This is a genomic window from Paraburkholderia atlantica (assembly GCF_000092885.1).
GTDB lineage: Bacteria > Pseudomonadota > Gammaproteobacteria > Burkholderiales > Burkholderiaceae > Paraburkholderia > Paraburkholderia atlantica.
The window spans coordinates 362,916-385,912 of sequence record NC_014119.1 but is presented as its reverse complement, the minus strand read 5'-3'; the positions used below and the strand labels follow the sequence as shown (position 1 = coordinate 385,912).

Here is a 22,997-nt window from a genome sequence, read left to right as displayed (position 1 = left end):
GAGAGGGCACCACCATGTCTGATCTCGTTAGTCCGTCGAAGCAGCTTCCGGTCACGACAGAAAGCCGCGCCGCCTGGTTGCGCGAGGCGGGCGGGCTGAGCGCGGCGTTCGCGGACGGCCTCGTTGCACACGCCCGCTGCATTGCGCGACGCGTTGCGCAATGGCAGTGCGGCCATGTTTCATCCGTGGCGGCCCGCGCCGTTCTATCTGAATCTGCCACTGAACACGCAACTGGCGCGGGTGTCGCTGAGACTCGAGATGCAGCGGCCATCTGCGAGCGACTGGTGGCGGCGCTGGCGGGGCCGTTGACGCCGGCGAAATCGGCATGGCTCGAACAGGCCGCGCGCAAGAAAGCCGAGTGGGCGGCCTTGCGCGACGCGCGCGCCGGCGGCCCGCGGTGTTTCGATGCGGTGTGGCGGCGCGAGGTGCTGACGCAACCGCAGGCCATCGCCATCGCCGAGCGTTTTTGCCGCGAGATCGGTGCGCGGAAGTTTTTCGATGCCGGCGACGTGCAGGCCAACGGCTTCCAGGTGATTCGCGACGACTCGCCCGGCGAAACGTATACCGAGTCCGGCGCGTCGTATATGGGTTTCGCCGTTTCCGCGCTGCTCTCTCAGGCGATCGCGCGGCAAGGGTGCTACGGCATCGCGTTCACCGGCGACGGCTCGTTCATGATGAATCCGCAGATCCTGATCGATGGTATCGAGCATGGCGTGCACGGCACCATCCTGCTGCTCGACAACCGCCGCATGGCGGCGATCAGCAGCTTGCAGGAAGCGCAGTTCGATACCGATTACCGCACCAACGATTCGGTCGCCGTCGATTATGTGGCGATGGCGGGAGCGGTGGCGGGTGTGATTGCATTGTCGGCCGGCGATACGGAGCGGGGTTTGCGCGATGCGCTCGCGAAGGCGCACGCGCACCCCGGCCTGAGTCTGATTCACGTGCCGGTCTATTACGGTGCCGATCCCGCAGGCGGGATGGGTGCGTATGGCCGATGGAACGTCGGCCCGTGGTCCGACGGCGTGCAGGACGCTTATACGAAGACGCGAATCTGAAGGGGAGAGCATGTACGAATCTGGTGGCCTGCTGATCGACGGCGCGTGGCGCGGTGCATCCGACGGTGAATGTATCGTGGTCAGAAGTCCGGCGACCGGCGAGCCGGTTGGTAGCGTGCCCGCCGCGACAGAAGCCGACGAAGCGGCTGCGCTCGCGGCGGCCGAGCGCGGTTTCGCGCGATGGTCCAAGACGCCGGCGTGGGAGCGAGCCGTGGTGCTGCGCCGCGCAGCGGACCTCCTGAGAGCCCGGAACGACACGTATGCGCTCCTGATGAGCGGCGAGACCGGCAAACCGTTGCTCGAGGCGCGCGGCGAGATCAACGCGAGCGCGGATTAGTTCGAGTGGTATGCGGAGGAAGCCAAGCGCATCTACGGACACACTATTGCCGGGCGCCATGCCGACGAACGGCTTGCTGTCGGGTATCAGCCAGTGGGGCCGTGCCTCGCGCTGTCGGCATGGAATTTCCCGATGTTGCTGCCGTCGCGCAAGATTGCCGCGGCGCTGGCGGCCGGCTGCAGCGTGATGGCGCGTCCGGCTTCGGAAGCGCCAGGCAGTTGTATGGCGCTCGGGCAGGTTCTGCTCGATGCGGGCTTGCCGGCCGGGGTGCTTGGCATCCTGACCGGTCACGCCAAACCGATGGTGGCCCGGCTGGTTCAATCGAAGGTGATTCGCAAGGTGTCGCTGACGGGGTCGGTGCCGGTCGGCAAGGAAATCCTGCGGCTCGCCGCGGATCATGTGAAGAAGGTTACGATGGAACTGGGCGGACATGCACCCGTGATCGTCCATGCCGACGTCGATGACGTCACGGACGCGATCACGCGCGCCAATGCAACCGGGTTTGGTCTGGCGGCCTACGTCTTCACGCACGATTCGGCACGGGCCGCGATGACCGCCGAAGCGCTCGAGGCGGGCATGGTCGGCATCAATGAAACGCTGTTGGCGACGGCCGAGGCGCCTTTCGGTGGTATCAAGGAATCGGGCTTTGGCCGCGAGGGCGGCAGCCTCGGCATACTTGATTACCTGACGCCCAAATACATTCGTCATCGCCTGATCGTAAGGAATGGGACATGAATCAAAAACCGCATGGCCTGGACAATGGCCTGACGAACTACGGTGATCACGACTTCGCGCGCTATCTGCGCCGATCGTTTGCCAAATCGATGGGCTACACCGGCGAATCGCTCGACAAGCCGATCGTCGGAATCTGCACCTCGGAGAGTGGCTTCAATAACTGCCATCGCCACTTCCCGGAAATGATCAAGTCGGTCGAACGCGGTGTGCTGGCGGCGGGCGCGTTGCCGGTGGTGTTTCCGGTGATTTCGCTGGGCGAGGTATTCCTTTCGCCGACTTCGCTGGTCTATCGCAACCTGATGGCGATGGCCGTCGAGGAAATGATTCGCGCCCAGCCGATGGATGCGGTGGTGATGCTCGGCGGATGCGACAAAACCGTGCCGGCGATGTTGATGGGCGCGACCTCCGCGGGGCGGCCCGCCGCCATGGTGGTGGCCGGTCCGATGATGACCGGGCGACACCGCGGCGAGCGGCTCGGCGCGTGCACGGACTGCCGCCGCTTCTGGTCGAATTTCCGCGCGGGGAAAGTCCCGGAGCAGGAGATCCGGCAGGTGGAGGGACGTCTGGCCGTCACCGCGGGCACGTGTGCGGTCATGGGCACCGCGTCGACCATGGCGCTGATCGCGGAAACGCTGGGCATGATGCTACCGGGGTCGGCGGCCATTCCGGCCGTGCACGCGGATCGACTGCGCAATTGCGAGGAGACCGGAGCGCTGGTTGCGCGCATGGCCCTCGATGGCGGACCGAAACCGGCCGAGATCGTCACGCCCGCGTCGGTGCGCAATGCGTTGCGCGTATTGTTGGCGGTCTCGGGTTCGACCAATGCCGTGATTCATCTGGCGGCGATCGCCGGTCGAATCGGACTGAAGATCGATTACGACGAGTTCAACCGGCTGTCCGATGAAACGCCCGTACTCGTGGATCTCAAGCCGGTAGGCAACGGCTACATGGAGGATTTTCATGCAGCCGGCGGGCTGGAGGGTGTTCTGCGCGGCTTGATGCCTCAACTCGATCTGACTTGCCGCGACATCTCCGGGCAGAGTCTCGAGGAGCGTTTGAACAAGCCGCTTGCCGATCCGATCGATCCGGCCGTGATCCGCTCGACGGAGCAACCGGTCAGCGCCGAGGGCGGGCTGATCGTTCTGAACGGTAGCCTGGCGCCCGGCGGTGCGGTTCTGAAGCGCGCCGCCGCTACCCCCGAACTGCTCGAACACGAAGGGCGCGCGGTGGTATTTACGTCGCTCGAAGATCTGGCCGCCCGCATCGACGACCCCGATCTGGACGTCCGCGCGGACGACATTCTCGTACTGCAGAACGCGGGGCCGCGTAGTGCTTCAGGCATGCCCGAGGCCGGCTATCTGCCGATTCCGCAGAAACTTGCGCGGGCGGGGGTAAAGGACATGGTGCGGATTTCCGATGCGCGCATGTCTGGCACCGCATACGGGACCATCGTGCTGCACGTGACGCCGGAGGCTGCGCTCGGCGGCCCGTTGGCGCTGGTGCGCAACGGCGACCGGATCAGGCTCTCGGCGCGGAACAAGCGGATCGATCTACTGGTTCACGAGGCCGAACTGGCGCGTCGTGCCACTGAGATTCGTCCGGCGGAAGCGATGTATGCGCGCGGTTACCAGCGGCTTTATCACGATCACGTGCTATCCGCCGCGGCAGGGTGCGACTTCGATTTTCTTACCGCATTTCCTTCCGACGAGCTCAAGTAATCGCATCTCCACCAGCGCTGTCGTCGAAGATGCGCTCGTCGAATTCGATTGGGAAGGGGGCGTTCCGGCTCAGCGTTCCGGCGTCGGCCGCGTTCCGGTAGTCGGCAAGACGGGCCGAAACAATGTTTCGAATGTGATTTCCGACTATGGCGGTTTGCTTGGGCCCGAGTGTTTCGAGGCGACCCAGCAGGTCACCGGGGAAGCGAAGCGAAATATAGGGAGTCTCGGGTCCGGCCGGGTTGCGGACTAGCAGCACGTTCAACCGACCATCCGCCGCAGCCTCTTCGCTGTAGATAGCGTCATCGTGGAAGGAGCGCGATACCGCCTGGGCGACGCGCTCCAGAACACTGCGAGTGATCTGATAGATGGGCATATTCGTCTCCTGATCGAACGCCCGACAATCGTATCACTTTCCCTTTTTCGCACCTGCACGTAGCGCGTCACCCTCGTACGCGTCGCCGACATCAGGCAAATTCGTCCGAGGCTGCGCTATACTCAAATTTATGGATACGAACCCGACCTCGCTGAGACTGCATCGTTGGTGGCACGCCTGAATCCGGCGGCCCGTTTCCACACACACACACGCATATTCGCAAACGTGATGCCGCCAGTCCTGGCGGCATTTTCGTTTCAGCGCGCTCATGACTGGTGGCATCGAAATTATGAGCCTTCTGTCCATGACACACACAAACCGACCCACGATCTTGACCGGTGACCGCACCACCGGCCCGCTTCACCTCGGCCACTATATCGGCTCGCTGCGTGCGCGCGTCCAACTTCAGCATGAGGCGCAGCAGTTCCTGCTTCTCGCTGACACACAGGCGCTGACCGACAACGTCGGCCGGCATCAGAAAGTTACCCAGAACGTCATCGAAGTAGCGCTCGACTATCTTGCGGTGGGCATCGACCCAGCGAAGTCGACCATCTTCATCCAGTCCCAGGTGCCAGAGCTGGCCGAGCTGTTTCAATATCTGCTGAACGTCGTGACGGTCGCGCGTCTCGAACGAAACCCGACCATCAAGGAAGAGATTCGCCTGCGTGGTTTCGAGCGCGACATCCCGGCAGGTTTCCTCACGTATCCGATCAGTCAGGCGGCTGACATCACCGCGTTCAAGGCAACGCACGTACCCGTGGGCGATGACCAGCTACCGATGATCGAGCAGACCAACGAATTGGTTCGGCGCTTCAACAACACCGTCGACCGACCCGTACTGGTCGAATGCGAGGCGGTGCTGTCACAGGTCACGCGATTGCCCGGCATCGATGGCAAAGCCAAGATGAGCAAGTCCCTCGGCAACGCGATCGCATTAGGCGCCACGCCGGACGAAATCACCAAGGCAGTCAACAACATGTATACCGACCAGAACCACTTGCGAGTCAGCGATCCTGGTCAGGTGGAAGGCAATGTCGTGTTCGCGTTTCTCGATGCGTTCGAGCCCGACGTGCAGAAAGTCGACGAACTGAAATCCCACTATCGGCGTGGGGGACTTGGCGATAGCGTGATCAAGCGCGTGCTGAACGAGCGGCTCCAGTCGCTGATTGAACCGATTCGCGCACGACGTCGCGAGCTGGAGGAAGACCCGGCCGAGGTGCTTGCGATCCTGCGTCGCGGTACGATGCGCGCGCGGGAAGTGGCTGGAGAAACATTGTCAGAGGTCAGAGGCGCGCTGGGCTTGACCTACTTTCAGCGCTGAGCAGCGAAGATCGGCTATCTCGCGCTCGACGGCAAGAATCAGCAATCGCGGTGGCGGATTTCGCAATTGCCGCGTCGAGACACAACCGGCAGCATGGAGTGACATCATGCATCGCTCTCCGTTGCCTGGGTCGCTTCAGTGCTGCATCGCGACAACGGTTCGCCATTTTCATTGGCGGTTTTTGGCCCTGGGTCGATTCAGATCCTCGAAGAATCGGTTGCTGCCGCAGAAGGCGATGATGAACCGCACGATCTGGCCAGGCATTCGCGACGAAATCGAATTCTCGAAGCTGGACTGTGCGGTCGTCTTATCCGACGACAAATCTACGGCTCAACAAATCATCGAATTGTTGCGCCGCAGGAGCCTTGAGGGCGTTTTCCGAACTCTGGAGATCGTGATGCAAACGCTGTCACACTGGATCGTTGTTCTTACCAATGCGTACATGGAATACACGACGTGCAACTGGAATGCCACGCACGTCTACCGGCGCACGGTTGGATATGACCAGGTGACATGGTGCTGAACGCACGCTGGCTTGTTGTTCGTTGTCGTGCATGACGGTTCTCGTTGAAAACCCGCAGGTTGCAAATTACGCCTTTTTCACGTAGGCGTTACACCATCCTTTTGCTTCGACCAGCTTGCCCCCATAGGTCGGGCACGGCCCATTCGTGGAACCGGGTTTGCCTTGATACAGTTGGCAATTGGCGCAGGTCTGCCCGGTCTGATATCGAGGGAATTTCGTCTTGTCGACCTTGGACACGTCCATCTTGTATCCGAGCGCCTGCGCGGTCGGATCGTTTTCGGCCAGCACCGGCGCGTCCGCGTTTGACTTCGTCGAGAGAACGGTCGTCGAGGCAACGGATGCGGCAAGTATCATGAAATGACGGCGAGAGAGCGACACGATCGAAACTCCTTTCGAACACAAACAGGCGGCCGCAAAGTGACGGTGAACCGCTCAATCGCGAACCGCCTCGTCATGACATGAGCAATCGACATTCCTTCCGATTGTCGAACACCGGTTCCGAAGCCGGCCCGTTGCTCGACATATCACGTTGCGACATATCGAGAGCGAGGGCGTGTGCTGTACCGCGTGACTCTCGTGTCATCCGTCTACCGGCGAACGCATGTCATTGCGGCTTGAGGTGCAGATCATTGCTCACGGATTGGACCCCGGGCACGGCGTGGGTCACCGCAAGCGCTTTTAGAATCTGAGCCTCTGAATCCACGTATCCCGACAACTGCACGACGCCTCGATACGTTGCCACGCTCATCGGCAGCGATCGTAGCGCGGGGTCCGCGGCAAGCGCCTGCTTCACCCGGTTGGCGAGCGTGGCATCGTCCGTGGCGATTGCCCCTGGCGCATTCGCGGACGGTGTCGCCGTCGCCGTCGACTTACAGCCGTTGTTGAAGACGAACGCAGGCAACGCGAACATCGCGACGATCAGTAACCGGCCTTCGATGTAGGGCGCGTTTCGCATTGAAGTCGATTTCCCCAATAAGCTCTGAATGGACATTCGTACATTCTATCGATGGTGCGTCGTGCCCACGACGGCAGGTAGCCGTCGTCTTTCGTTCACTCAGTTGCTCGGTCGTTGACATATTTGCCGCAGGCATATAATAATTTGCCTGAGGCAAATATAAAGGTGCAATCATGGCAGATCTCACCGTCGACCAGCGCGCGCACACAGTTCGCAGCTTCAACCGTTTCTATACGCGCCAGATCGGCGTGCTCCACGAGCATCTGCTCGAGAGCGAGTTCTCGCTGACCGAGGTCCGCATCCTCTATGAGCTTGCACACCGCGCTGATCTGACGACGTCGGATCTGTGCCGCGAACTGGGCCTGAATGCCGGCTATCTGAGCCGCGTGATCTCTGGCTTCGAAAAGAAAGGCCTCGTCGTCAAATCGCGCTCGGCGACGGACGCTCGCGTCGCGCATCTCGAGTTGACTGACCACGGCCGCGCGACCTTTGCGCCGCTCGATCAAGCGTCGCAGCGCGAGGTCATCGCGATGCTCGAGCGGCTGCCGCAAACCGCCCAGCAGCAACTGGTCGACGCGATGGAGCAGATTCGCACGCTGCTGAGCGATCCGGAGCCGGGCTTCATTCTGCGCGAGCCGCAACCGGGCGACATGGGCTGGATCGTGCATCGGCAAGCCGTGCTGTACGCGCGGGAGTTCGGCTGGAACGCAGAGTACGAGGCGCTGGTCGCAGAAATCGTCGCGAAGTTCGTTCGCGAATTCGATCCGAAGCGCGAACGCTGCTGGATCGCCGAGAAAGACGGCAAGCCGGTCGGCTCGGTGTTCGTGGTACGGCAGGACGACGCGACCGCGAAGCTGCGGCTGCTTGCCGTCGAAGCAAGCGCACGTGGCCTCGGCATCGGCCACCGTCTCGTCGACGAGTGCATCCGCTTCGCGCGCTACGCCGGCTACCGGAAACTCGTGCTGTGGACCAACAGCGTGCTCACCGACGCACGCCGCATCTATGAAAGGGCGGGTTTCACGCTGGTAGAGGAGCAGCCGCATCACAGCTTCGGCCAAGACCTGATCGGTCAGAACTGGGCGCTCGATTTGTGAGGGCAGATGGCAAGGCATCGTCGGCCGCCGCGATCACCGGTGTGCTGGTCGGCGTGGCAATGGTGTCGACGCGGGCGGTGTCGAGCCATGCATCGCCACCAACGCTCGCCTTTCTTCGCTACCTGATCGGCACGCTCGTACTCGTCGTCCCGGTGCTGTGCGGCCCGCGGCCGCGCTTCACGCTGAAAGACGCCCTCGCGATCGTGGTGCTTGGCGTTTTTCAGTTTGCGCTGCTGATCGTGCTGATCAATGAAGCGTTGCGAACATTGTCGGCCGCCATCTGTGCGCTCGTGTTCTCGACCATGCCGCTTTTTACGATGATTTTCGCGATCATGGTTGGCCGCGAGGTCTTTCGCTGGACCAAGCTCGCCGGCCTCACGCTTGCGGTTTGCGGCATCGCGTTGCTGTTGGCTGCGTCGGCTTCACCTGGCGGCGCGCATCCGAGCACGGCCCCTGCATTCGCTGCACTGTTCGGCGCAACGTTGATCGGCGCGGTGTGCAGCATCATGTACCGGCCTTATGTGCAACGCTATCCGGCATTGCCCACCAGCGCATTGGCAATGACCGCCGCGGTCGTCTTTCTCGCCGTATGGTGCGTTGTCGCATCGCAGCCGCTGGTGCCTGGCTTGACGGTATCGCAATGGGCGAACGTCGGCGTCATCGGCTTATCGAGCGGCATCGGATATTTTTGTCTGCTGTGGGCGCTCGCGCGGATCGATGCGAGCCGCGTCGTCGCGTTTCAGGCGCTCGGGCCGGTTACGGCGGCGGCCATCGAACTGTTCATCGCGCGGCGGCCGCCTTCGATGACGTTGCTCGTTTCGATAGCGATCGTCGTCATGGGTCTCGAGCTGGCGCTGAGCGAGGCTCCGCATTGGCCGCGACGATCCGGCACGGGGCGCGCAGCCAGGCGTTGAATTGCGTTCAATGCGCGATTCAACCGAAAGCGGGGAATCGCCTAGACTACAGAACCGACGGACACTGTCATCCCCGCGACTCTCTCCGGCCATGGCGCACATCTTTTTCGCAGCTTCGATTCAGCGACATATCGCAACGCCCGAACGCGAGATCGACGCGCGCACCCTCGGCGAAGCGCTCGAAGCCGTATTTGTCGCGCAACCTCGACTGCGCGGCTACATTCTTGACGATCAGGGCTCGCTGCGGCCGCATCTCGCGGTGTTCGTCGACGGCCGGCGGGTGCACGACCGCGAGCATCTGTCCGACGCGCTCGGCGAGCAAAGCCGGGTTTACGTCGTTCAGGCGCTGTCGGGCGGGTGAGAGAGTCATCAGTCTCGAGGAGTCACTCGATATGAGCGATCGATTGCTTGTCGCGACCCGCAAGGGCCTGTTCGATGTCCGAGCCGATGGTGAGGGCCGCTGGAACTTCGGCGATCTGCATTTCGCCGGCGAGCCAGTCAGTATGGTGCTGCCTGATCCGCGCGACAGCTCGCTGTATGCGGCGCTCAATCTCGGCCACTTCGGCGTGAAGCTGCATCGCCGGCGCGAAGGCATGGCGGATTGGGAAGAGTGCGCGGTTCCGGTCTACCCGCCGCAACCTGCCGACGAGACGCATGCCGCAGACGGCGCGCACGCGAGCGCAGGCGCCGACAGCGATGACGAAGCCGCGCCCAGCCGGCCGGCCACTCCGTGGACGCTTCAGCAGATCTGGTCGCTCGAAACAGGCGGCCCGGACGAGCCGGGTGTCTTGTGGGCCGGCACGATTCCAGGCGGGCTTTTCCGTTCCGGCGATGGCGGCGACACGTGGGTACTCAACCGCGCGCTGTGGGATCGCCCGGAGCGCCGTGAATGGTTCGGTGGCGGCTACGACGCGGCGGGAATCCATTCCGTGATGGTCGATCCGCGCGACAGCCGGCACGTGACGATCGGCGTGTCGTGCGGCGGCGTCTGGCAAACCGACGACGGCGGCGCGAGCTGGCGCGTGAGTGCCGAGGGCATGGAGGCCGACTACATGCCGCCGGAGCGGCGCGGCGACGCCAACGTGCAAGACCCGCACCGCGTCGTGCAATGCCCGGCAAACCCCCGATGCGTTGTGGACTCAGCATCACTGCGCCATCTTCCGCTCGATCGACGGTGCGGCCCACTGGCAGCGGATCGAAGCGCAGCCATCGAGCTTCGGCTTCGCGGTTGCCGTCCATCCGCGCGACCCGGACACCGCGTGGTTCGTGCCTGCCGTGAAAGACGCGTGCCGCATTCCGGTGGACGGCCAATTCGTTGTCACGCGCACACGCGACGGCGGGCGCACGTTCGAGCGTTTCTCGAACGGGCTGCCGCGGAGCCCGGCGTATGACCTTGTGTACCGGCACGGGCTCGCGGTAGATGACTCCGGCATGCGCCTCGCGATGGGGTCGACCACCGGCTCGCTCTGGACGTCCGACGACGGCGGCGAAAGCTGGCAATTGATTTCAGCGCATTTGCCGCCTGTTTATTGTGTTCGGTTTGGATGAGGGATCTGCGTCAGGAGATCGAGAGCGTGCAATTCGACGGACCGCGCGAATTTCCGCGGCGGCCCGTCGCGCGCGCTAACTCATGATTGGCGCCATCGCAGTTTCGATCCGCGACACCTGGTTCGCGGTAATCATGCTGCCGAGCGCATGACTAAAGCGCGGTTCCTGCACGCCGGAAATGATGTATTGCCACCGGTACGCGCCGAGCAGACCCGCATGCACGGCCTCTTTTTCGGCCATCGGCAGAGGCCGTCCGCAGATCCTTGCAAAGTAGTCGGCGTCCGCGCGGGCCTGGGTTTGCAGCATGTCATCGACGGCAGCGACGAGTTCGATCAGTTCGTCGACCGCCTTGTCGCGCTCCTCAGGCGAAAGTCGGGCGTCTTCGCGTTGCCATTCGAGTTCGTCGAGGATTGCGTGTTGTGATTCCTCGCGCCAATGGTAGAGAAAGACGTCCTTCCACAGCTCGGATGAATTCGGGTCGTCGCCGATGCTGCCGCGATAGTGCGCCAGCACGAAGAGCTCGATGTGACAGGTCAGCGCGAGCACGGCCCAGGTGGATTTCGAAAGCACGAACGAAGCGACGCTGTTGGCTTCCGGCAAGAACGCGTAGCCGGCGGGCATGCCTTCAGCGCACATGTGTTCGATCCGGCGAAACAGTTCCTGGTGCTTGATTTCTTCATCGCTGAACCGGACCAGCGCTTCGAGGGCGTCCTGGTCGCCGAGACGGTAGGGACCGCTCATCTCCAGTACCTTGGCCGCAATGAAGCGTTCGACGAGGCCGAACATGTTTGCATACGTGCGGCCCTGAATCTGACTGAGCATGCGCTGCTCGTCGGGGCCGAGGAAGTCGAGGGAATCGATCTTCGACAGCGCGTCCGGCAGGAATTTCTTCGAAAAATCGAAAGATCGGCCGCGAATCACGTCGCGGTCGATGTCCCAGCGGACGCGTTTCGATGCGGCGATACATTTTGCGTAGCGGCTGGTGTCGATCGGGTTCATAGCAGTGGTGATTTCCATTGAAACATCTCCTTCAATTGCGATTCATCGATACTCAAAGTGCCGATGCCCGCCGGGATGTCCGTTCGAGTGTCAGCCATCGTGGCCGAAGCGCATCGTCACGATCCAACTATCGTTGCGGGACGTCATCGATCCGTGAACAGCGCGCGGGGCCGCGTAAATTCGTCGTAAAAAAAGATCGAATGAAGAGGAATCAAGCCTGGGCAAAGTCCGGCCGCGATGCGTGAATGTCGTGCGCCGCGAAGTAAACTGTTTGTAGGGCAACGTTTCTTTTTCCGCACGTCATGACCCGGCTCACGATCGAAGTCTTTGGGGGCTTGCACATCCGCCTTGCTGGGGAGCGCATGCCGCTGGACTTTCCGACCCGCAAGAGCAAGGCGATCCTGGCTTACCTCGCCTTGTCGCCGGGCATGCTGCGTTCACGCGAGCAACTGGCAAGCGTGTTCTGGGAACGCAGCGCCGAAGAGCAGGCGAGAGCGAGCTTGCGGCAGACGCTGTCGAGCCTGCGCCGCATGTTGTCGTACGCCGCGCCGCTGTTGAAGACGGGGCCAGACGCGATTTGGCTCGACGCCCACCTTGTCGACGTCGACGCGCTGCAATTCACGCACTTCTCGGGCGAGCGGTCTGCCGCTTCACTGGCAAAGGCTGTCGCGCTCTATCGAGGCGCGCTGCTCGATGGCTTCGGTCTGCGTGAAGAACCCTTCGAACAATGGATGGCGATTGAGCGTCGCTGGTTTCATGAGCGCGCAGTGGAAGTGTTCGGCGAGCTCGTCAGCCTTTATGAGCAATCCGGCGCATCCAATGACGCGATAGCGACGGCCAGCAGAATCCTGGCATTGGATCCATTGCTGGAATGGGCGCATGCGGCCCTGATGAGGCTGTATGCGAGAGCGGGGCGCCGGGATGCTGCGATGCGTCAGTATCAGGAATGCGTGCGCGTGCTCAATACCGAACTCGGCATCGTGCCCACGGAAGCGACTCAACGTCTGGCCGCCGAAATTCAGCAGGATGGGTATGGCGTGCCCGGCGCGCCGGATCTGATTGCTGGAGTACGAGCAGAGCAGCCTGGCGTAGCGTCGCGCGACGCGCATGAAGCCGTCCATGCAGAGCTATCGCCGGCGGAGCGAAAACAGGTCAGCGTGCTCTGCACGCGCGTGCGCGAACCGATCGGCGACACGGACCCTGAGCTCGGTGTGGAGCAGGTCGACGCCGTGCTGAAGACCATGGTCGACGCCGTCCACCGGTTCGGGGGGCTCACGACGCAGCTTCGCAGCGATGGAGTGACGGCGCTGTTCGGGGCGCCCGTCTCCCAGGAGGACCACGCGGTGCGGGCGTGTTACGCCGCGCTCGCGATGCGCGAAGCGATGCCGGCGGTCGTTGGACGGCCGCTGGACGTGCGAATTGGCATTCATTCGGGTGACGCGGTCGTCCGAACGATCGGCACCGACCGGGCGCAGCACTACGACGCGCTAGGCGCCGTACCGCAACTGGCGAACCTGATCGATTCCGTGCTGCGCGTCGATGAGATCGGCGTAAGCGCCGACACGGTGCGGTGCGCGGAAGGATTCATCGAACTCGCGGATCGTCGGCCGCGAGTGCTGCCAGGCGCGGCGCCGTCGGTCGAGGTCTTCATATTGCGCGCCAGGTCTGGGCTGCGGCTTCGTTGGGACGCTCGCGCGGCACGCGGCCTTTCGCGGTTCGTCGGGCGCGACACGGAAATGGCTACGTTGCAGGGGCTGCTCGAGCGTGCCGCATACGGCACTGGCCAGGTGTGCGCGATCGTCGGGGAAGCCGGGGTGGGCAAGTCCCGTCTGGTGCACGAATTCGTCACCGCAGCACGCGCGGCTGGATGGACGACACTCGAAACGGGTACGAGCTCCCACGACAACAGCGCAATTTATCTTCCGATCGCCGATCTGCTGCGGACGTGGTTCGGCATCGGCGAGCGCGACACGCTGGCTGAAGCGGCTGACAGGCTGAGTCAGGGCATCGGCGCAGTCGACCCGCAACTCGCCGTGACGCGTCCCCCGCTGGCCGCACTGCTGGACCTGCCGACCGACGATCCGCAGTGGGAGATCGCGAGTCCGCCGCAAAAGCGCAAGCGCACCCTCGAGGCCGTGGCTTCTCTCATCATCCGTGCGAGTGAGAACCATCCGCTGGTCGTCGTCGTCGAGGATCTGCATTGGAACGACGATGGCACGCAAGCAGTGCTCGATCATCTCGTCGATTGCATGGGCGCCGCGCGCGTGTTGCTGCTCGTCACTCATCGGCCGGAATACCGGCACGCCTGGTTCGGCAAAAGCTATTTCTCGCAGATCCGTGTGGACAGTCTTGCCGCTGAAAGCGCGGACCTGCTGCTGCGCTCGCTGCTCGGCGACGACGCAGGGGTATTGGCTCTGCGCAGACGGCTGATCGAGCGCACGGGCCGCACGCCACTCTTTCTCGAAGAGTCGGTCCGTGCTCTGGTCGATGCCGGTGCGCTGGTCGGTCAGACAGGTGCGTACCGGATGGTTCGATCCGTCGACACGTTCGAGATCCCATCGACCGTGCACGCCGTCCTGGCATCGCGGATCGATCGACTGTCCGCGCAGCAAAAAGGTTTGCTGCAGACGGCAGCCGTGATCGGCCAGGAGTTTGCGGTCGATCTTCTGCAGCCGGTGGCTCAACTCGAGCACGAACGGCTGCTCGATCTGCTGGGCGAGTTGCAGGCGGCCGAATTCCTCTATCAGACGCGCTTGCTGCCGCATCAGCAGTACACGTTCAAGCATGCGCTTACGCATCGCGTCGCTTATGCAAGCGTGCTCAAAGAGCGGCGGCGAGCGGTGCACGTGCAACTCGTGGAGGTGATCGAGCGGCTTCATGAGCAACGTCTCGATGAGCACGTCGAGCGCCTCGCGCATCACGCGCTGGCGGGCGAGTTGTGGGAGAAGGCTGTCGACTACCTGTACCGCTCGGCGTGCAAGGCGCTGCAGCGATCCGCGTATCAGCAGGCGGTCGAGTATCTGAACCGGGGACTCGACATCATCCGGACCTTACCTCGCACCCCGGCGCTGCTCAGGCATGAACTCGATTACCAAAAGGTTCTGGGCGTGACGATGATGGCGGCGAAGGGCTGGGCTGCGAAAGAAGTGCTCGACGCCTATACGCGGGCCCGTTCGCTGTGCGAGGAGCTAGCCGACGACAGCGAGTTGTTCACGGTTCTGCGAGGCGAAGGACAATATCGGATGATCCGGGGCGAGTCGGAGGTCGCCCGTGAACTCGGCAACCGCTGCGCCGCACTAACGGCGGACTCGCACGACCCTGCAATGCGCATAGAAACGCATCATCTGTTCTGGACCAACAGCTTTTTCATGGGGGAATACGCCGCGGCCGGATTCCATTGTGCAAAGGGGATCGCCCTCTACGAGCGCGAACGGGACCATGCGCTGACATTCAAGTACTCCGGGCATGATCCCGGTGTCTGCTGCCGGTGCTTCACCGCGCTCGTGCAGTGCCTGCGCGGCTATCCGGACAAGTCGCTGGCGATTTCCGACGAGACCCTCGAACTCGCGCGCGAGCTCGATCATCCGCTGACGACGGCTCTCGCGTACTGGACGCGCAGCTTCGCGCATATCCTGCGTGGCGAGCCGGAATTGGCGCGGCAGTGGGCGGTACGTGAGATCGCGGTGTGCGAGGAATACGCGTTGCCGTTGCTGCTGTCGCAGGGGGCATTTCAACTAGGCTGGACATTGGCGCAATGCGGCGACCTCGATGAAGGCATCGAACGGATGCGTGAGGGCATTGCGGCAATCAGCGCGACAGGTGCCGAAATGGGCTTGCCGTACTTCAACGCGCTGCTCGGCGAAGCGCTTGGCCGAGCCGGCAGGCGTGGGGCAGGGCTCGTCGCGATCGACCGGGCGCTCGCGGCTGTGGATGAGCATGGCGGCCGTTTCCAGCTCTCCGAGATGCTGCGGCTCAAAGGCGAATTGCTCGCGGCCCAGCGAACCGCGCGATCCGAAGAAGGGCTCGCGTTGATCCGCGAAGCGGTCGCCGTGGCACAAAGGCAGGGCGCGTGCTTTCCGGGTCTTCGTGCTGCAACCAGCCTTGCCCGCGGGTTGGCGTCAACGGGCAATTTCGATCATGCCTGCGCCGTGTTGCAGCCCGCCTGCGAGGCCATTAGTGAAGGAAGCGGACTGACCGACGTGCGTGCGGCGCGAGCCCTGCTGGCGGAACTCGAGAACCGATAGCAGTCCGGTCGCGCGGCGGTGCGCTTTGGTCGATTCGCGTCGGGCGCGCGAGATGCGCACATCGGTCAGCGTGCCGCCACGCGTATCAATCTCGCGGCCGGACCCGGTTTCGCCGGCGCGTCTGCCTGGTCAACGGCGACGCGCCACTTCGGAAACGTGCCGGAGCCGTCGACTGTCCACGACTCGCCCATTTCGTCGACGTACTTCGGGTTCGCGTTCGCGCTTCGCCCGGCCGCCGACGCGCGCCGCGGCGCGCCCGGCGCGGCGCGTTCGAACGACCGGCTGCCCAGTTCGTTGAACACCGTCGCCAGCGGCCGCCGCGCCTGGCCTGACCGGCTGAGCGGCGTGGCGAGCGGGCCGGCGGGCGCGCGCAGCACCGCGTCGGCCGGCTCGCGGCCGGCGAGGATCGCGCTCAGCAGCGCGGACGGACCGCTCGAAGCCGATGCTTCGTTGGCGGAATCAGCGGCGCGCTTCGCGCCCGGCGGGCTCGGTGAATCGAGTGCGAGCGGTTCGCCCGCGCCATCGATTCGCACGACGAGGATCACGTGCCAGTCGTCCGGCGTGTTGTTGTAGCGGGGCGCGAGCGACACGAGACGCAGCCGCTCGATGTCGAAACCCGCGTCGCGCAGCAGCAGATATTTGGCGACGGCGAAGTCCTTGCACACGCCGCTTTCGGCAAAGAAGCGTGCCGGCGCGTAGTAGCTGCCGTCGGTTCCGTCGCGGTAGCGGACCTCGTTGATGAGCGCGTCAGCGAGCAGCACGGCTGACGCATCGCCGGCCTTCGCGCGCTCTGCCCGCACCTGCGCAACGAGGCGGGTCCAGCCGGCGGGTTCGCGCATCAGGTGGCCGCGCAGCGCCTCGCGCAGGCGCTGCACGCGGCCGATAGCATCCGACGAAGGCTCGAGCTGCCTGTCGGCGAGCGGCAACAGGAACATCAGGTCGCCGACTTGCGCGAGTTCCGGGCGGATCTTGCGGTTGGCTTCCCACCACGTCCCGGTGCGCAGGCGCTCGATGCCAGCTTTCAGCTCGTGAGGCGTCGCCGAATCGCTGGGAGCCGCGTCGCGCGTGTCGGATGCATAGCGTTGCGATGCCTCTGGCAGGTTCGCGGCGCCGGCGACGACGGGCAACAGCACCGCAGCTGCGAGCGAGCACTGGAGAAAGCAGAGTAGCAGTCGAGCGAGCGGCATAGGTAGACTCCAGGAAGCCACACCGGGCGCCGATGCGCGACGGTGTTTCGAAGTCCCTCCGATGGCGTCGTACTCCATTCGGAGCAAGGCAACGCTGGCTTAAAACCAACATTGCACGCGACGTGCCAATTCGTCATATTTCTCTAGTGCATTGATTAAAAAAGAAAATGAGCTTTGCGGATCGGGTGCCGCAAACGCTTCGTGACGCCCGTCGCCCAACAGACATGCGATACCTGTTGGTGTTAGCCGCACACTTTGAGTTGATGGAAGTCGCAGGCCGCGTCTCCGTTACCATCGCTGATGGGGAACCTCGACGAAACAGACGCCCACGCGGAACCATCCGAAGGCATTGGGAGGCTTGCATGGCTGCTGACCATGACACATTGCATCCACTACGCCCGCTCCTGAAGAATTGGGTTTGGGAGCATGGACGAATCGGTACTCGCTATCTGGACTGCATCGATGGCGAGATCAAGTTTGATGAAGGTAAGAAATCGCGCTTTGCGGCCGACAAGTATGTCTACGTGCCGCTCGATACGGACGCTGCAGACGATACGGTTGCGGATGGCCCTCCTATCCAGGAAGCAGGACTTGCCCGGTTCTTGCGGGCAGCGCAATTGGGCAAGCCAGACGAGGCCGGCTCGGTTGCGGAGATCCACCGCGCGGTTCAGGACTGCGTGGAGCTGGGCGTGTTCAGCGCATATCAGTCGGACGCCCGGGAGGCATTCGCGCGCTATGCAAACGAGCCCATGTTCGAGGATGAAATCCGCGCGGCAGTCATCGCTGATATCCGACGCGCTTACGCGGGCATGCGCAAGCAGCTGGCTCTGTACGATTTCAGCGTGCTTTACGGCTTGGCCATGCCGCTGCTTATCAGCGAGACGCCCTTCATCGACTGGCGCGTGCGAGGGAGTCCAGCGGTACCGTTCGTATCGCTTCCTCTTGGACCTTATTGCCTGCTGGTGGGCGCGCCGTCGGGCAGGAGCAGCCGGATTGGCCCAGTGGTCTGGAAGGCTGCGACCTCGATGGGGCCGCTGAAGGACCACAACCGTAAGATCGAGGAACACGCACGCCTGTGGCTGGTAGCGACCACGGACGACCAGCTCGTCGGGATACAACGCCGCTTCGCCGCAGGTAGGAGCTCCAGGCCAGAGTCCTGAAGCCCCGATTGAATCGCGCGATTCGTTCAGGGCAGTTGTAAATCAAAGCTGCCTTAGCCCGGGGCTCATTGCTCCGATGAAACGAGACGATATCCATCATGGACTCGCCAAGGTGCTGTTCAAACGTACAGTAGCGCGCACTTCATGTAACGGCCTAGACTTAACATATGGATATGGACAAGAACGCGGAGCGAGTTATGGTCACCAGGACTGTCCGACGGACACTTTCCAGTCTGACTTCGGCAATTACGCATGCGCCGAATAGCAAGCACCGGATCGAACATACCGTGAAATCGGCTCAACAAAGGGCGGACGAGGCCTGGAGGCGCACGACACACGGATCGCATAATGACGTGGTACGTAAAGATCCGAAAGGGTGATTTTCGCAAGCTGGACGCAAGACCGGACCCGCCGGGTTGGACGCATATGCTGCTTCTCCCAGAACCAGATGCGGAGGCACCACTATGTCGAGCAAAAGCGATAGGGACAATCGATCCACTCAATTGAATCCCGACAATCCAGCTTCGGCGAGTTCTCGAGCGGGCAGCTTCCGCGATGATGATGACGATGGGGAACCCGTCTCGTACGTCGATCGATACTTTTATACCCCGCCTCGCGCGACCCCATTTCAGGTGATAGGGCAGTACGGGGTTGGGGTGGTTTCCCAGGAAGGGGAGGCGAGGTTTGTCACCTTTTGTCTGGAAGCCACCGCGAGCGCGACCCTCCTTTATTCCCACTCGAGCTTGCAGTCGCGCATGGAGGACTATTTCGAGCGTTTCGCGATCCATGTGCATGGGCTGTTCCACGCGCACTTCAAGGCTCCGCCGGTCTTGTACGTGCAGTTCGATGGAACATCTGGCCGGCTGCCGTGGCACGTTCCGCTCAACCTGGAACAACCAGAGACAATGCGGACGTTTCTGATGTCGCATAAGCCGCAGATGAACTGCGCGCCCGCTCCGGATGCAGTTATCGAACTGTTATGTGACCGCCTCAGCGAACCGAGTGAGGATTGGGGTACTTTCCAGGTCCTGCATCGAGACGCTTCGGATCTGACATTCATCTACGCCAGGCGCTGCAACGCTGAGATTCAGAAAAATTCCCACCCCGGCGCGACAGCGATCGAGGCAATAAGAACGATAACGATTATTTGAATTGGCGCGTTGATCATTGTTTTTCCCGGGAACAGCCAAAACCGTTGAGGACCTTGGAGGCAAGCTGGTTCGAGTCGCGATTTTTGGCCTGGCAGCCGGAGTACACTGGATTTGCGGCGTCGTCACCGCACAAGGAGATCGAGATGAAATTCGCCGAAATGTTCAGGTTCGCAAAGCGGGGCGCCAAGGTCGGTCAATCGGCCGACGGAGAACACCAGCATGATCACGGCAAGTCGGCGCAAAAAGAAGCGAGAAAGCAGTGGGACGTAGTCGGTCGCAATCGTCATAAGAACGCGAAGTGGCAATAGGACCCGACGACTGCGCCAGGCGCCAAAGTACAAGGCGGGGTGGTCGTACTTCCGTCTGCATGCGGGTGCCCGCGTCCATGTGCCCTCGCATCAGGTTGCCGGTGCGGTCAGCGACGTGTTGTACGTGGTGCCCGCGATCACCACGTTACTCAGCGTAACGCCAATACTGAGTAGCGTGCGCGCCGTCGAACTGCAGTTCGCGCGGCCTTTCGCACGTCCAGGAGTGAACAGATGCTCGACGCTCCAGAAAATGCTTTACGGCTGGGCTGGCTGCCGTCGCCTTTTTGCTCGCGAGCAGCCAACCGTTCGCACAGCAGGTCGTGAAGATCGGCGTATCAGCCCTGCCGACCGGCGCCGCAGCCGCTAACGGCAAGGACATCGAGAATCACGTTCGCCTCGCCGTCGAAGAAGCCAACGCCGAGCACACGAAGTTGGGCGGGCACGAGGTGCGCTTCGAACCGGACTGCGTCGATGATCAGGGCGATCCGCGCATTGGCGTGCAAGTCGCCCAGAAGCTCGTCGATGATGGCGTAGTTGCCGTGGTGGGCTATTACAACTCCGGAGTAGCGTTGCCCTCGTCGCCGATATTCGCCAAGGCCGGCATTCCGTTGATAGACCCTGCTGCCACGAACCCGGCCATAACCCGACAAGGGCTGAACATGCCGTTCACGTGCTTCTCGACATAGTCTTTGCTGCCATTCATTCCGGAAGTCCGCCGCTGCCGACCGGATGCGGCGCCCGCGAAGTTCCCGGCGCCGTTCCCGATGCCGCGCTCAGCCTGCCGAGACCATGTTCTCTGACCGTCCCTTCAGTGTCAGTAATGCACCACGGTCCGGATCGATTTGCCCTCGTGCATCAAATCGAAGGCTTCATTGATGCCAGAGAGCGGCTTGGTGTGGGTGACGAACGGCGCGAGCTGGATCTTGCCCTCCATCGCGTCTTCGACCATGCCGGGCAGTTCCGAGCGGCCCTTCACGCCGCCGAAGGCGGTGCCCAGCCAGCGGCGGCCGGTCACGAGCTGGAACGGACGGGTAGAGATTTCCTGACCTGCTCCGGCCACGCCAATGACGACCGACTGGCCCCAGCCGCGGTGCGCGCATTCCAGCGCCGCACGCATCACGTTGACGTTGCCGATGCATTCGAAGCTGTGGTCCACGCCCCAGTCTGTCATTTCGACGATCACCTGCTGGATCGGCTTTGCGTAATCCTTGGGGTTGATGCAGTCGGTCGCCCCGAAGGCCCGCGCCAGGTCGAACTTGCCCGGATTGGTGTCGATGGCGATGATGCGGCCAGCCTTGGCGAGCTTGGCGCCTTGGATCACGGCGAGGCCGATGCCGCCCAGCCCGAAGACGGCGACGGTATCGCCTTCCTGCACCTTGGCGGTGTTCTTCACCGCGCCCAGACCCGTGGTTACGCCGCAGCCGAGTAGGCATACCTGCTCGGGATTGGCCTGCGGGTTGATTCTGGCGAGCGACACCTCGGCCACCACGGTGTACTCGCTGAACGTGGAGCACCCCATGTAGTGATAGATGGGCTGGCCGTTGTAGCTGAAGCGGGTCGTGCCGTCGGGCATCACCCCTTTGCCCTGAGTGGCGCGCACGGACACGCACAGATTGGTCTTGCCGCTCTTGCAGAACAGACACTCGCCACATTCCGCGGTGTAGAGCGGGATCACGTGATCGCCGGGTTTTACGCTCGTCACGCCTTCACCCACTTCGACGACGATGCCGGCGCCCTCGTGACCGAGCACGACGGGGAAGAGGCCTTCGGGATCGTCCCCCGAGAGTGTGAAGGCATCGGTGTGGCAAACACCAGTATGGGTAATCTTGATCAGCACCTCGCCCTTGCGAGGCGGTTCGACGTCGATCTCGACGATCTCGAGGGGCTTACCTGGCGCAAACGCAACTGCAGCACGCGATTTCATAGTGGTCCTTTAAAGGGGCGGCCAACTGCGGGGTGGAATGCCCGCATGGAACTAGCGTAAATAGGTTCGAACGAGGGTCACGACATCGTCGATGGACCCGGAAGAGGCATCCGCGGACCCCGCAAGGTGCGTGAACTCCTCGCGCAGATGGCTTTCGAGCACACCGGCCATCACACCGTTGATCGCGCCGCGGATGGCCGCCAGTTGCTGAAGCACCGGAGCGCAATCGGCACCTTCCTCCAGCGCGCGTTCGAGCGCGTCCAGCTGCCCGCGAACCCTGCGCACGCGTGTCAGGACGCGTTTCTTTTCTTCGGCGGAATGAGGCATGACAGCAACGATGTGTGGATACTACGGGGCAGTATAGGTGAATACTTGGGGGGAGTATACGTTTTCGGACGACTCGGCGGCCGAAACCCCAGGTGAATAGCCGGACTGCTCCCTAGTGCATCCGGCGCATAATGAGTTTCTATGGGTCGTGCCGCGACGATGTTGTATGCGCTGCACAAACTGCGGATTCGATAATCTCACCAGGGCCAGGTTCTGCGAAACCTGCGGGACCATGCTGACGAGAGTGTGTCCCCGGTGCGGGCGTGAGTCCGCCGCAACCGCCCGATTCTGTAGCGAGTGCGGGGCGCCGCTCAGCGAAGCGCCGGAGCCGGCGAGATCCGTCCAGAAACCAGCCCCCGCACCGGTCAGCTAAACGCCCCATCATCTTGCCGAGCGCATCCGTGCCGAGCACGTCAAATACGGAGGCGAGGACGGCGCGTCAGGCGCTGCACGACTTCTGGCATGCGGTCGCGCAGTCGGCCGAGCGCTATAGCCCGTTGCGCTGGATGCCGTGGCTCAAGGGCTCGCACAGTTTCGGTCTCGATCATTCACCGCTCTACGCGTTCGCGGACATGATGCTGCGCGTGTTGTCTCCGTATCAGTTCAATCCGCACAATCTGAATCCGCTGCGCGAAGTGCTCGAACGCCAGGTCGACTTTGCGGCACTGCGCCAACAGTGTCCGATACTGCTCTAACCCCGCCATCTATCCGCTGATCTATCACTGCAAGACGCGCGACGTGGTCATCGTCCACATCAATCCGCCGGTACGCGCCGGCGTGCCAGTCACGGCCGCCGGAATTCTGAATCGGATCAGCGAAATCAGCTTCAATTCATCGCTGATGCGCGAAATGCGTGCGATAGCATTTGTCACCGATCTGATCGAGCAGGGTAAACTCGATCGGGACGAGATGAAGGAAATGCTGATTCCTTCGATCCGCTCCGACGCCGCGATGTGCGCGCTCGGCCTGTCCAGCAATTACAACGCGGATTGGAGCTTTCTCTGCGAACTGCGCGACAACGGCCGAAACGAGGCCGATGCGTGGCTCGCGCGGCACTACGCGGATCTCGGTCGACGCTCCAGCATCGACATTCGCGCGGAGTTTCTCTGAGCAGCCTGCTG

General features: G+C 62.6%; 20 protein-coding genes and 4 pseudogenes. 17 read left to right on the top strand and 7 right to left on the bottom strand.

What is annotated here, in order from left to right:
* The first annotated feature begins 14 nt into the window (after positions 1–14).
* The 4 genes and pseudogenes from BC1002_RS29340 to BC1002_RS29330 all read left to right on the top strand — a co-directional run bounded on the left by BC1002_RS29340 (position 15) and on the right by BC1002_RS29330 (position 3,848).
* Positions 15–1,058 (top strand): thiamine pyrophosphate-dependent enzyme, encoded by a 1,044-nt coding sequence (locus BC1002_RS29340; protein WP_083788757.1) that lies wholly within the window; start codon positions 15–17, stop codon positions 1,056–1,058.
* Positions 991–1,797: pseudogene (locus BC1002_RS29335) on the top strand (aldehyde dehydrogenase family protein); the annotation flags it as partial. The gene BC1002_RS29340 and the pseudogene BC1002_RS29335, both read left to right, overlap by 68 nt.
* 12 nt (positions 1,798–1,809) lie before the next feature.
* Positions 1,810–2,130, top strand: a complete 321-nt coding sequence (locus BC1002_RS39145) for an aldehyde dehydrogenase family protein (protein WP_238538086.1) — start codon at positions 1,810–1,812, stop codon at positions 2,128–2,130.
* Positions 2,127–3,848: an IlvD/Edd family dehydratase gene (locus BC1002_RS29330; protein WP_013093600.1), complete on the top strand. Its 1,722-nt coding sequence runs from the start codon at positions 2,127–2,129 to the stop codon at positions 3,846–3,848. The genes BC1002_RS39145 and BC1002_RS29330 overlap by 4 nt, the downstream gene beginning before the upstream one ends.
* Here BC1002_RS29330 and BC1002_RS29325 read toward each other — a convergent pair.
* Positions 3,841–4,221, bottom strand: coding sequence for a hypothetical protein (locus BC1002_RS29325; protein WP_013093599.1), 381 nt, complete (start codon positions 4,219–4,221; stop codon positions 3,841–3,843). The two genes, BC1002_RS29330 and BC1002_RS29325, sit on opposite strands and share 8 nt — an antisense overlap.
* Before the next feature lie 304 nt (positions 4,222–4,525).
* Here BC1002_RS29325 and trpS point away from each other — a divergent pair, with 304 nt between their 5' ends.
* A complete protein-coding gene (gene trpS / locus BC1002_RS29320) occupies positions 4,526–5,542 on the top strand; it encodes a tryptophan--tRNA ligase (RefSeq protein ID WP_013093598.1) in 1,017 nt (338 codons plus the stop codon).
* A gap of 106 nt (positions 5,543–5,648) precedes the next feature.
* Positions 5,649–6,065: a hypothetical protein gene (locus BC1002_RS29315; protein WP_013093597.1), complete on the top strand. Its 417-nt coding sequence runs from the start codon at positions 5,649–5,651 to the stop codon at positions 6,063–6,065.
* Positions 6,066–6,131: 66 nt separating this feature from the next.
* On the opposite strand, the gene BC1002_RS29310 is transcribed toward BC1002_RS29315, so the two are convergent.
* Positions 6,132–6,419, bottom strand: a complete 288-nt coding sequence (locus tag BC1002_RS29310; RefSeq protein WP_041735614.1) for a high-potential iron-sulfur protein — start codon at positions 6,417–6,419, stop codon at positions 6,132–6,134.
* 250 nt (positions 6,420–6,669) lie between these two features.
* Positions 6,670–7,020 (bottom strand): BON domain-containing protein, encoded by a 351-nt coding sequence (locus BC1002_RS29305; protein ID WP_013093595.1) that lies wholly within the window; start codon positions 7,018–7,020, stop codon positions 6,670–6,672.
* A gap of 173 nt (positions 7,021–7,193) precedes the next feature.
* Here BC1002_RS29305 and BC1002_RS29300 point away from each other — a divergent pair, with 173 nt between their 5' ends.
* From BC1002_RS29300 to BC1002_RS29285, 4 genes and pseudogenes are all read left to right on the top strand, one after another.
* Positions 7,194–8,114: a bifunctional helix-turn-helix transcriptional regulator/GNAT family N-acetyltransferase gene (locus BC1002_RS29300; protein WP_013093594.1), complete on the top strand. Its 921-nt coding sequence runs from the start codon at positions 7,194–7,196 to the stop codon at positions 8,112–8,114.
* The gene (locus BC1002_RS29295) at positions 8,111–9,028 is read left to right on the top strand and encodes a DMT family transporter (RefSeq protein ID WP_013093593.1); all 918 of its coding nucleotides are present in this window, start codon (positions 8,111–8,113) and stop codon (positions 9,026–9,028) included. Before BC1002_RS29300 ends, BC1002_RS29295 begins: the two co-directional genes overlap by 4 nt.
* 91 nt (positions 9,029–9,119) lie before the next feature.
* Entirely contained in the window at positions 9,120–9,389 is a 270-nt protein-coding gene (locus tag BC1002_RS29290; protein WP_013093592.1) for a MoaD/ThiS family protein, read from the top strand.
* Between the two features lie 31 nt (positions 9,390–9,420).
* A pseudogene (locus BC1002_RS29285) lies at positions 9,421–10,576 on the top strand (WD40/YVTN/BNR-like repeat-containing protein).
* Positions 10,577–10,651: 75 nt separating this feature from the next.
* On the opposite strand, the gene BC1002_RS29280 reads toward BC1002_RS29285, so the two are convergent.
* Complete coding sequence (locus BC1002_RS29280; RefSeq protein ID WP_013093591.1) at positions 10,652–11,593, bottom strand: hypothetical protein; 942 nt, start codon at positions 11,591–11,593, stop codon at positions 10,652–10,654.
* A gap of 344 nt (positions 11,594–11,937) precedes the next feature.
* Here BC1002_RS29280 and BC1002_RS29275 point away from each other — a divergent pair, with 344 nt between their 5' ends.
* Entirely contained in the window at positions 11,938–15,819 is a 3,882-nt protein-coding gene (locus BC1002_RS29275; protein ID WP_157874814.1) for an AfsR/SARP family transcriptional regulator, read from the top strand.
* 65 nt (positions 15,820–15,884) lie between these two features.
* On the opposite strand, the gene BC1002_RS29270 is transcribed toward BC1002_RS29275, so the two are convergent.
* Positions 15,885–17,006 carry a transglutaminase-like domain-containing protein gene (locus tag BC1002_RS29270; protein ID WP_013093589.1) on the bottom strand — a complete coding sequence of 374 codons (1,122 nt, stop codon included), beginning with the start codon at positions 17,004–17,006 and terminating at the stop codon, positions 15,885–15,887.
* A gap of 362 nt (positions 17,007–17,368) precedes the next feature.
* Here BC1002_RS29270 and BC1002_RS29265 point away from each other — a divergent pair, with 362 nt between their 5' ends.
* The 4 genes and pseudogenes from BC1002_RS29265 to BC1002_RS29250 form a co-directional block, all read left to right on the top strand.
* Complete coding sequence (locus tag BC1002_RS29265; protein WP_013093588.1) at positions 17,369–18,166, top strand: hypothetical protein; 798 nt, start codon at positions 17,369–17,371, stop codon at positions 18,164–18,166.
* 464 nt (positions 18,167–18,630) lie between these two features.
* Positions 18,631–19,317 (top strand): hypothetical protein, encoded by a 687-nt coding sequence (locus BC1002_RS29260; protein ID WP_013093587.1) that lies wholly within the window; start codon positions 18,631–18,633, stop codon positions 19,315–19,317.
* 143 nt (positions 19,318–19,460) lie between these two features.
* A complete protein-coding gene (locus tag BC1002_RS38550) occupies positions 19,461–19,625 on the top strand; it encodes a hypothetical protein (RefSeq protein WP_013093586.1) in 165 nt (54 codons plus the stop codon).
* 266 nt (positions 19,626–19,891) lie between these two features.
* Positions 19,892–20,308 (top strand): annotated as a pseudogene (locus tag BC1002_RS29250) (ABC transporter substrate-binding protein); the annotation flags it as partial.
* Between the two features lie 131 nt (positions 20,309–20,439).
* Here BC1002_RS29250 and BC1002_RS29245 read toward each other — a convergent pair.
* Positions 20,440–21,549 carry an S-(hydroxymethyl)glutathione dehydrogenase/class III alcohol dehydrogenase gene (locus BC1002_RS29245; protein ID WP_013093585.1) on the bottom strand — a complete coding sequence of 370 codons (1,110 nt, stop codon included), beginning with the start codon at positions 21,547–21,549 and terminating at the stop codon, positions 20,440–20,442.
* Positions 21,550–21,600: 51 nt separating this feature from the next.
* The gene (frmR, locus tag BC1002_RS29240; protein WP_013093584.1) at positions 21,601–21,876 is read right to left on the bottom strand and encodes a formaldehyde-responsive transcriptional repressor FrmR; all 276 of its coding nucleotides are present in this window, start codon (positions 21,874–21,876) and stop codon (positions 21,601–21,603) included.
* A gap of 166 nt (positions 21,877–22,042) precedes the next feature.
* Here frmR and BC1002_RS39860 point away from each other — a divergent pair, with 166 nt between their 5' ends.
* Together BC1002_RS39860 and BC1002_RS36905 are read left to right on the top strand one after the other, a co-directional pair.
* Positions 22,043–22,249, top strand: coding sequence for a zinc-ribbon domain-containing protein (locus BC1002_RS39860; protein ID WP_083788756.1), 207 nt, complete (start codon positions 22,043–22,045; stop codon positions 22,247–22,249).
* A gap of 10 nt (positions 22,250–22,259) precedes the next feature.
* A pseudogene (locus BC1002_RS36905) lies at positions 22,260–22,986 on the top strand (patatin-like phospholipase family protein).
* The last annotated feature ends 11 nt before the right edge of the window (positions 22,987–22,997 follow it).

What these genes read in the sequence shown, in the direction of transcription:
- BC1002_RS29280 (WP_013093591.1), bottom strand. Translation starts at nt 11,593, where the DNA reads ATGGAAATCACCACTGCTATGAACCCGATCGACACCAGCCGCTACGCA.
- BC1002_RS29265 (WP_013093588.1), top strand. Translation starts at nt 17,369, where the DNA reads ATGGCTGCTGACCATGACACATTGCATCCACTACGCCCGCTCCTGAAG.
- BC1002_RS29330 (WP_013093600.1), top strand. Translation starts at nt 2,127, where the DNA reads ATGAATCAAAAACCGCATGGCCTGGACAATGGCCTGACGAACTACGGT.
- BC1002_RS29245 (WP_013093585.1), bottom strand. Translation starts at nt 21,549, where the DNA reads ATGAAATCGCGTGCTGCAGTTGCGTTTGCGCCAGGTAAGCCCCTCGAG.
- BC1002_RS39860 (WP_083788756.1), top strand. Translation starts at nt 22,043, where the DNA reads ATGCGCTGCACAAACTGCGGATTCGATAATCTCACCAGGGCCAGGTTC.
- BC1002_RS29305 (WP_013093595.1), bottom strand. Translation starts at nt 7,020, where the DNA reads ATGCGAAACGCGCCCTACATCGAAGGCCGGTTACTGATCGTCGCGATG.
- BC1002_RS29310 (WP_041735614.1), bottom strand. Translation starts at nt 6,419, where the DNA reads ATGATACTTGCCGCATCCGTTGCCTCGACGACCGTTCTCTCGACGAAG.
- BC1002_RS29315 (WP_013093597.1), top strand. Translation starts at nt 5,649, where the DNA reads ATGCATCGCTCTCCGTTGCCTGGGTCGCTTCAGTGCTGCATCGCGACA.
- BC1002_RS29270 (WP_013093589.1), bottom strand. Translation starts at nt 17,006, where the DNA reads ATGCCGCTCGCTCGACTGCTACTCTGCTTTCTCCAGTGCTCGCTCGCA.
- BC1002_RS29325 (WP_013093599.1), bottom strand. Translation starts at nt 4,221, where the DNA reads ATGCCCATCTATCAGATCACTCGCAGTGTTCTGGAGCGCGTCGCCCAG.
- BC1002_RS29300 (WP_013093594.1), top strand. Translation starts at nt 7,194, where the DNA reads ATGGCAGATCTCACCGTCGACCAGCGCGCGCACACAGTTCGCAGCTTC.
- trpS (WP_013093598.1), top strand. Translation starts at nt 4,526, where the DNA reads ATGACACACACAAACCGACCCACGATCTTGACCGGTGACCGCACCACC.
- BC1002_RS29260 (WP_013093587.1), top strand. Translation starts at nt 18,631, where the DNA reads ATGTCGAGCAAAAGCGATAGGGACAATCGATCCACTCAATTGAATCCC.
- BC1002_RS38550 (WP_013093586.1), top strand. Translation starts at nt 19,461, where the DNA reads ATGAAATTCGCCGAAATGTTCAGGTTCGCAAAGCGGGGCGCCAAGGTC.
- BC1002_RS39145 (WP_238538086.1), top strand. Translation starts at nt 1,810, where the DNA reads ATGGAACTGGGCGGACATGCACCCGTGATCGTCCATGCCGACGTCGAT.
- BC1002_RS29275 (WP_157874814.1), top strand. Translation starts at nt 11,938, where the DNA reads ATGCCGCTGGACTTTCCGACCCGCAAGAGCAAGGCGATCCTGGCTTAC.
- BC1002_RS29290 (WP_013093592.1), top strand. Translation starts at nt 9,120, where the DNA reads ATGGCGCACATCTTTTTCGCAGCTTCGATTCAGCGACATATCGCAACG.
- frmR (WP_013093584.1), bottom strand. Translation starts at nt 21,876, where the DNA reads ATGCCTCATTCCGCCGAAGAAAAGAAACGCGTCCTGACACGCGTGCGC.
- BC1002_RS29340 (WP_083788757.1), top strand. Translation starts at nt 15, where the DNA reads ATGTCTGATCTCGTTAGTCCGTCGAAGCAGCTTCCGGTCACGACAGAA.